The 6,350-nt window shown below is 43.9% G+C and carries 7 protein-coding genes and 1 tRNA gene; 2 read left to right on the forward strand and 6 right to left on the reverse strand.

Annotated features, from left to right (window positions below):
* Positions 1-3: 3 nt before the first annotated feature.
* The 4 genes from B0E43_RS03205 to B0E43_RS03220 form a co-directional block, all read right to left on the reverse strand.
* Complete coding sequence (locus tag B0E43_RS03205) at positions 4-2,031, reverse strand: thioredoxin domain-containing protein (RefSeq protein WP_077346665.1); 2,028 nt, start codon at positions 2,029-2,031, stop codon at positions 4-6.
* A 66-nt stretch (positions 2,032-2,097) separates the two neighbouring features.
* Positions 2,098-3,075: a GSCFA domain-containing protein gene (locus B0E43_RS03210; RefSeq protein WP_077346666.1), complete on the reverse strand. Its 978-nt coding sequence runs from the start codon at positions 3,073-3,075 to the stop codon at positions 2,098-2,100.
* 47 nt (positions 3,076-3,122) lie between these two features.
* Positions 3,123-3,198 (reverse strand) — tRNA-Gly (locus tag B0E43_RS03215).
* A gap of 52 nt (positions 3,199-3,250) precedes the next feature.
* Positions 3,251-3,994 carry a DUF1835 domain-containing protein gene (locus B0E43_RS03220; protein ID WP_077346667.1) on the reverse strand — a complete coding sequence of 248 codons (744 nt, stop codon included), beginning with the start codon at positions 3,992-3,994 and terminating at the stop codon, positions 3,251-3,253.
* Between the two features lie 145 nt (positions 3,995-4,139).
* Between B0E43_RS03220 and B0E43_RS03225 the strand changes: the two genes are divergently transcribed.
* On the forward strand, positions 4,140-4,628 hold the full coding sequence (locus tag B0E43_RS03225) for an RNA polymerase sigma factor (RefSeq protein ID WP_077346668.1): 489 nt from the start codon (positions 4,140-4,142) through the stop codon (positions 4,626-4,628).
* Positions 4,629-4,640: 12 nt separating this feature from the next.
* Entirely contained in the window at positions 4,641-5,234 is a 594-nt protein-coding gene (locus B0E43_RS03230; RefSeq protein WP_077346669.1) for a hypothetical protein, read from the forward strand.
* Between the two features lie 35 nt (positions 5,235-5,269).
* Here the strand turns inward: B0E43_RS03230 and B0E43_RS03235 are convergent, their stop codons facing one another.
* Both B0E43_RS03235 and B0E43_RS03240 read right to left on the reverse strand, forming a co-directional pair.
* Positions 5,270-5,701, reverse strand: coding sequence for a DUF1801 domain-containing protein (locus tag B0E43_RS03235; RefSeq protein ID WP_077346670.1), 432 nt, complete (start codon positions 5,699-5,701; stop codon positions 5,270-5,272).
* Between the two features lie 2 nt (positions 5,702-5,703).
* Complete coding sequence (locus tag B0E43_RS03240) at positions 5,704-6,093, reverse strand: VOC family protein (protein WP_077346671.1); 390 nt, start codon at positions 6,091-6,093, stop codon at positions 5,704-5,706.
* Between the last annotated feature and the right edge of the window lie 257 nt (positions 6,094-6,350).

The following is a 6,350-nucleotide window of genomic DNA, read 5'->3' on the forward strand; positions in this document are numbered from 1 at the left end:
AATTCAGGCTAAATAGGGTAATTGAGATGCAGCTTCAGCCAAGGTGCTTACCGGTTTTCGGCAGGCATGATCGAAGCAGACATAAATTAAGGCATTTCCTGTCGAATCGGCAGTTTTGCCCTGAAGAATCGGGGCAGTTTCTGTCGGAAATTCTGACCAAGAAATGACCTGATTGGGGAAATAGGCGTGATGGAATTCATTGGCAAGGAGTTCTGCACCGTCTCCGACAATTGCGATTTCAGCAGTTGGGACGATGGATTCCAGTAGGAAATTGGCCCAATTGCAAAGAAAACCGGGTTCTTTCAAAACCAGATCCTTCATTCCTCCCAGCATTTTGGAGGCGATTTGGGAATAGTTTTCTTTGTAAGTGAAAAGCGAAAGCCGGTGGAGATTTCTCGCCATTACCGAATTTGATGCAGGAATCACATTGTCAAAAAGTTCTTTTTTGTTAGCGATGAGTTTTTCAGCTTTTGGGTTGTTGAAAAAGAAAAAACCGTCGCTTTCGTCATAGAATTGATCCAGACAAAAGTCTGCCAATTCCTTTGCGAAGCTCAACCAGGAAGCTTTTCCGCTAGCTTCAAAGGCCATCAAAGCCGCATGGATTACTGCCGCATAATCTTCCAGAAAAGCAGGAGTGTAGGCCGTTCCGTTTTTGTAGGAGCGATGCAAAAGTCCATTTACGATCATTTTTTCCCGGATAAATTCCAGGTTTCGGAGTGCCAGATCAAGCATTCGTTTTTCCCCTGTAGCATAAAATGCCTGGATCAAACCTGCACTCATCAGCCCATTCCATCCCGCCAGAATCTTATCATCTTTCCCCGGGAAAATGCGCTGGTTTCTGGTCTGAAGGAGTTTGGCTTTTACTTCATTCAGTTTTTGAACCAACTCCTTTTCTCCCAGATTAAACTCGGAGGCGATGTCGGCATATGATTCACTTTGGAAAAGGATATTTACGCCTTCCTCCCAGTTTCCGCCGGGCTTGAGGTTGTAGAGTTTGCTCAGCCAGGGCATTTCATCCGGCACCAAAGCTTGGAGTTCAGCATAGGTCCAGGTGTAAAATTTTCCCTCGACGCCTTCGCTATCGGCATCCTGAGCGGAGTGAAATCCGCCTTCCTCCTGAAGCATTTCGGCTTCCAGCCAATTGATGGTTTCGGTGACTTTTTCCAGAAAAAATGGATCTCGGCTTGCCTGATAAGCCTTTGCATAGAGTTCCAGCAGCTGCCCATTATCGTAAAGCATTTTTTCGAAGTGCGGAGCAAACCATTCCCCATCGACCGAATAGCGGGCAAATCCTCCCCGGAGCTGGTCGTAGATTCCACCCATTCCGATTTTTCTCAGGGTAAAAAAGACCTTTTCTTTCAGCTCTGGATTTTTGCTTAATAGCGAATAATCTAGCAGAAAATTCCAGATCGCTGGCATGGGGAATTTGGGTATCCGGTTCATCCCGCCCCATTCGGGATCAAACTGGGCGGTCAGTTTGGCGATGACTTCGCCCAAGTCATCGGGATCAAACTCCGATTTATTGACTACAATTCCGTATTTCTCGGTTTCACTGCGGCTCAGACTGCGGCCAAAGCCTTCGGCACTTTCGGCCAGCTGGTCTTCATGCTTAGCAAATGCATCGGCTATGTTGGCCAAGAGCTGTTTCCATTTCAGATTGGGGAAATAGGTGCCACCGTAAAAGGGCTTTTGGTTGGGCATCAGGAAGACATTCAGCGGCCAGCCGCCCTGCAATCCCATCGCCTGTACGGCATCCATGTAAATGTTGTCGATATCGGGCCGCTCTTCCCGGTCGATTTTGATGCAGACAAAGTGCTCATTCATCAGGTTGGCGGTAACCTGATCTTCGAAGCTTTCCCGCTCCATCACATGGCACCAGTGGCAGGCTGAGTATCCGATCGAAACCAAGATCGGCATATTTTCCACTTCTGCTTTTCTTAATGCTTCCGGACCCCAAGGAAACCAGTCCACGGGATTGTGGGCATGCTGGAGGAGGTAGGGGCTTTGGCTGTGGAGGAGGCGGTTAGACATAATTAATAATTATGAATTGAGAATTGAGAATTGAGAATTGAGAATTGAGAATTGAGAATTTCCTTTTTATTGGAGTTTCAACTGATTATTTACAGCAAGGACTTCTTGAGAAAAATCAAATTCACCGTCCAATCGTTCCAGCTTTGCTAAAAGGTTTTCCATGAATTTGCGATGGGCATCGGTATTTGGATTAAAGGGGCGGTGAGCAAGCTCCAGTTGGATTTTGTGGATCTCTGCGATTTTCTCTCTGGTTTCCTGAGGGAAAATTGCCTGTTGCCACTTTTCCCAAATGTAGTTTTCGGCCTCCTCGGTGGGGTGGATCAGGTCGGATTTGTAATAGCGGTAGTCCCGGAGTTCATCCATCATGATCTCGTAGGCAGGAAAATAACTTACTTGAGGATAGTTCCGCTCCAACCTGTCGCAGAGCACCCGAAGCAGGCTTTTGCTCAATTGATTTTCGGCGATTCCGTCTTTGATATGTCTCACTGGACTTACCGTAAGGATGATTTTTAAGTTGGGACAAGATTTGGAAAAATGGTTTATAACCGATGAAAGGCCCATTTCCATTTCTTCGAATGAAGACAGGTTTTTTTTGAAATGTCTTTGGGCTTGCTTGTGGCAGTTTGCAACTCTGCCAAAGGATTCATGCTCGTAAATCCAGGCTGTTCCCAGCGTTAAAATGAGATGGGTTCCTTGTTCGAGGTATGTTTTGGTGAGCTTTAACCTTTGTTCATATTTCTCTTTTAGGTCCTCTGGAGTCTTTCCTACCACATCCGAATGCGTGGAATAATGGAGAAAAAGCCCTTCCCGCTCTAGAATTCCACTTTCATCGATTGGTCGCAATTCCAGACTTTGCGCCAGCAGATCCGCCAAATTGAGTGGATGAAAGATTGTACCAAAGGTATTGATCAGGATGTCAAATTTGGAATCGGCCATTTTTTGCCCGATAGTTTGGGCAAAGCAGGAGCCCATGCTCAGGATTTTGCTTTGGTGGTTGATCGGAAAGGGAGAACCGGGAATTGGAAAATCGATAGACCAGCGCATGGGTTGAAGTTACTAAGAAAAAAGAAAGGCATCCCTCGGGGACGCCTTGGAGCGGGTAATGAGTCTCGAACTCACGACCTTCAGCTTGGGAAGCTGACGCTCTACCAACTGAGCTACACCCGCTTATTTCAGGTTTAAATTTAGGATTTCGGTGGTGATTTTTGCAAGTTGATTTTCAAATAATCCCAAGTTCTCCGCACATCCTTTTCACCTGCAAATCCCCGAATCCATATTCAGGAAGCTGTTTTTGAAATTCTTTGAATATCGTTCCAAAGTCATTTGAACTTGACTTTTTGATGATTTCCGTCAAAACAGTTTTCGGCTTTCCTAAAAAATCCCCAAACGGGATCATATCCCTCCATGCTTCGACAGCCAATTTTAAAAATGGAAACCGTTCTTGAAACACGCTGGCAATTTTATGCGCTTCATAGACTTCCTCTTTTTGAAAATGTATCCAGATTCTGGCCAGGATTTCCATTTCTTTCACGTTCAAAGCATGTGCTTTTGTATCGTAACTATCTACCAATTCACTTTCTTTCAATTCGCTGAAATGGTAGGGGGAATCAGGGTAGGGAAGTACCAAAAAGACCTCGGCATGGTGATCCTTGAGGTAATTCAAAATAAACCAGAGATTGACCTGACAAAAGAGATCTTCTTCAAACCAGAGGTAAATCTTTGCTCCTGATGGGATGAATTTGATTTTCAGTATTTCCTCATAAGAGTTTTTTCGATAGTCTACTTTTTCACCCCCTGAATAATTTTGCTGAATAAATTCGGCTCTTACCTGCCACAATTCCTGGGTTGGGGTGGGATTTACAGGGCCGTCTATGAGGCATTCCCTGAAGATGATTCTTTCCCCTGGGATGGATTTGGGAAAAATTTCCGCGAGGGCATCTCCATTTAAAATATGAAAAATCATTTAGTAATGCTGTTTTAGGTTATCGTGTGAAGTTAAGGATTCCCAAAAGTTGGTTTGAGATTTTTTCAACAGCTCTTTTAAATAAATTTTGAATCGCATGTGATTTTTTACAGCAATCAGAGACTAATTGATCAAAAGCTAATTCATGAACCGCGAGGACGAATTTATTCAACTCATTCACGAAAACCATGGACTGATCTACAAGATCACGTCAATCTACACCCGTGATCGGGAGGAGCAAAAGGACTTGTATCAAGAGATCGTCTATCAGACTTGGAAGTCATTTGAACAATTCAAAAAAGCCTCCAAACCGAGCACTTGGCTCTATCGAGTTGGGATGAATACAGCGATTACCAATCTAAATCGGTCGAAGAAACGGGTAGCTGCAGTGCCCATGGAAGGACTTGAGTTGGATTTTGCGGATGAGCTGGATTCGGCAATGGAGGAGCGGCTGAAATTACTCTATGCCGAAATCCGAAAGTTGGGATTGCTGGATCGGGGAATTGTCTTTCTTTTTTTGGAAGGGAAAAACCATGAAGAAATCGCCGAAATCGTCGGAATCAGCAGCAGTAATGTGGGCACACGCCTTTCACGGATCAAGGACAAGCTTAGAAAAGGAGTTCAAACCTACTAAATCAACGAAACAATGGAACTCGATGAAATGAAATCCCTCTGGGAAAATCTCAGTGGAAAAGTAGAAAATCTGGAAAAAATCAAAAAAGAAGAACTTATGAAAATGACTGAAAAGAAATATCAAAATCGCTTGAGTAGCATCTATTTGCCCGAAATATTGGGGAGTGTGATCTGCTTTGGATATGCTGGATTCTTTGTTTTCCAAATAGCAAAACTGGAGTTGCCGATCAACCAAATACTCGCAGTATTCAATACCACGGTTATGGTCATCCTGCCGATTATCAGTTTATGGTCTCTTGCTCGGCTCAACAGACTTAAAATCACCGATGAAAGTCCTTCTGTTTTGGTGGAAAAATTCAAAAAGGAGAAGACCTTTTTCTGGAAGTTTCAAAGGTTTAATTTGATACTTTCTGGGCTGTTTGCGATCAGTATTTTGCCTCCTTTGGCAGAATTATTTGGCAAAAAGGATCTGGTACTTCAGCCTACCTTTTGGTTGGTGTATGTGCCGGTGGGTTTGATTTGTATTTATGTTTTCGGTAGGCTAACCTTCCGAAAATACGACAGATCACTAAAGGAAGCGCAGCAACTGATTGAGGGTATTGCTTGAGTCAGACCGGCCAGGTTTCTAAAACCAGGCAGGTTTTAGCTTTTTGGACTCGAGTATTTTTCCTTGGTATGAGTAAAGGAATTTTTGATCATTTCCCTAAGCACCGGTTCGTTGATGTCGGAGAGCTTGTTGACATAAATGCAGGACACGCTTTTTTTGAATTTTCCCAATTGGGGCAGGAGACTTTCGGATTTCTGATCGTCACAATCCAAGAGATAAAGGGAAATGGCAGCCTTTCTTGGAGAAAATCCAACTATTGGAGCATCTCCTTCATGGCCCGAGTTGTATTTGTAGTGATATGTTCCGAAGCCTATGATGGTAGGCCCCCACATTTTTGCTTGTTCGCCGGTGATTTCTTCCATCATTTGCTTCAGAGCGATAGCATCTTCGCGTTTTTTTGGACTTTCTACCGCGTTGATGAAATCGTCGACGGAGACTTCGGTGGGTTTGGTTTTGGTTTCGGCCATGGCTATTCCTGATAAAGTTCGATTGGCAATCCGTCAGGGTCGGAGAAGAAGGTAAACTGCTTTCCTGTTTGTTCATCCACCCGAACCGGCTCTGACTCAATTCCTAATTTACTCAAATCTTCCGCTGCTTTCCCAATGTCCTGAACTCCAAATGCCAGATGCCGCAAACCGCAGGCTTCCGGACGGGACACTCGATCAGGAGGGTTGGAAAAAGAGAAGAGCTCAATGACGTATTGCCCTTTGAGTTCCAGATCGAGTTTATAGGATTGCCGCTCTGCCCGATAGACTTCCCGGATAATTTTCAGTCCCAAGATCTCCGTGTAGAATTGCTTGGAGCGCTCATAATCGGAGCAAATGATGGCAATGTGATGGATGGAAGTGAGGTTAAGCATGTTTGGAATAGAAGATTGAGGAATTACCAGTTTGAAAAATGGGACCTATTTGTAGCAAGCGGGGAGCGTATTTGACATTTTTTACTTTTGATCAGGTGTTAAACAGTGTCAAAAATTTCTAGTATGAACGGCTTCGACTCCGCTACCAATGACGAGATAATATTTATTTTGATTTTATTCAATTATCGAATGTTTATTTTGTCTGGTATACTTCCATATTCATTTCTGCTGCAAGCTTGAGAACATATTTCTTTTTC

The sequence above is a fragment of the Algoriphagus sp. A40 genome, assembly GCF_002002735.1.
Lineage (GTDB): Bacteria > Bacteroidota > Bacteroidia > Cytophagales > Cyclobacteriaceae > Algoriphagus.